2 protein-coding genes are annotated in these 1,492 nt (G+C 32.0%); both read right to left on the bottom strand.

The window, feature by feature from the left end:
* Nucleotides 1-182 precede the first annotated feature (182 nt).
* Nucleotides 183-338 carry a hypothetical protein gene (locus tag ACVC2P_RS02125; protein WP_452596833.1) on the bottom strand — a complete coding sequence of 52 codons (156 nt, stop codon included), beginning with the start codon at nt 336-338 and terminating at the stop codon, nt 183-185.
* Between the two features lie 29 nt (nt 339-367).
* The coding region (locus ACVC2P_RS02120) for a toprim domain-containing protein (protein WP_452596832.1) at nt 368-1,492 on the bottom strand (1,125 nt) is incomplete at its 5' end.

The raw sequence follows: 1,492 nt of genomic DNA, 5'->3' as shown, positions 1-1,492 counted from the left end.
GTACTGCACGTTCTAAAATAACATACGATGCATAATCTAAAAACCACTCTTTATACATTCCCGTAATTCGAGTAATGGTTTCTTGTGGTTCTTGATGTTCTGCCGCTTCGTTTTCTAAGTGTTCTAAATCGTCGTTTTCTTCTGCCATATTTGTTTTGTCATTCCTTTTAAGGGTTAGGAATCTATTCTTTGATTTTTAATGAACGTTTATAATCGTATATACTTTTAGCTAAACCTAACACAGATACTACAAGTGCTATATAATACATTGTATTACTATCTCGCACACTAAAATCGTTTGTATATGCTTTGTAAGACCAATATATTGTTAAAGCCATCCAGCAAAGTATTTTAAATCCTTTATACATTATTTTCCTTCTTCAATTAAATCCAACTCTACTTTAAGGTTTTCAATAATAAATTCCTGTCTAGATGGTGTGTTTTTCCCCATGTAAAATGCTAATAATTCGTCTATAGACATATTATCATCTAACATTACTGGGTCTAGACGCATATCTTCTCCTATAAAATATTTAAACTCATCTGGAGAAATTTCACCCAATCCTTTAAATCGTGTAATTTCTGGTTTTGGTTTTAATTTTTCAATTGCATTAACTCGCTCTTCTTCAGAATAGCAATAAATCGTTTCTTTTTTATTTCGTACTCTAAATAAAGGTGTTTGTAAAATATATAAATGTCCTTCTTTTATTACTTCTGGAAAAAACTGAAGAAAGAATGTTATTAGCAGTAAACGAATGTGCATTCCATCTACATCGGCATCGGTAGCTATTACAACATTATTATAGCGTAAATCTTCCAAAGATTCTTCTATGTTTAATGCAGCTTGTAATAGGTTAAACTCTTCGTTTTCGTAAACAATTTTTTTAGTTAATCCGTAGCAATTTAAAGGCTTCCCTTTTAAACTAAATACCGCTTGTGTATTTACATCTCTAGATTTTGTAATACTTCCCGATGCAGAATCTCCCTCGGTAATAAACAGTGTCGTTTCTAAATTGCGTTCGTTTTTAGTATCGCCAAAATGTACACGACAGTCTCTTAATTTTTTATTATGTAAACTCGCTTTTTTAGCTCTGTCTTTAGCTAATTTACGTATTCCTGATAATTCTTTACGTTCTCGCTCTGCTTGTAGAATTTTTCGCTGAATTTTTTCTGCGGTGTCTGGATTTTTATGTAAGTAGTTATCTAGATAGGTTTTTAAAAAATCATTGATATAGGTTCTTACCGTAGGCAAGTCTCCTCCCATATCTGTAGAACCTAGTTTTGTTTTGGTCTGACTTTCAAAAACTGGTTCCATAACTTTTATTGCAATGGCCGAAACAATCGATTTTCTAATATCTGATGCTTCGTAATTTTTACCATAAAATTCACGTAATGTTTTTACTACAGCTTCACGAAAGGCTGCTTGATGTGTTCCTCCTTGCGTAGTATGTTGCCCATTTACAAAACTGTTATATTCTTCGCTATATTGTGT

Source organism: Pontimicrobium sp. MEBiC01747 (assembly GCF_053601635.1).
This window is presented reverse-complemented; position numbering and strand designations above follow the sequence as displayed.

Bases quoted from the DNA above. Each gene is read 5' to 3' on its own strand.
- ACVC2P_RS02125 (WP_452596833.1), bottom strand. From the start codon at position 338: ATGGCTTTAACAATATATTGGTCTTACAAAGCATATACAAACGATTTT.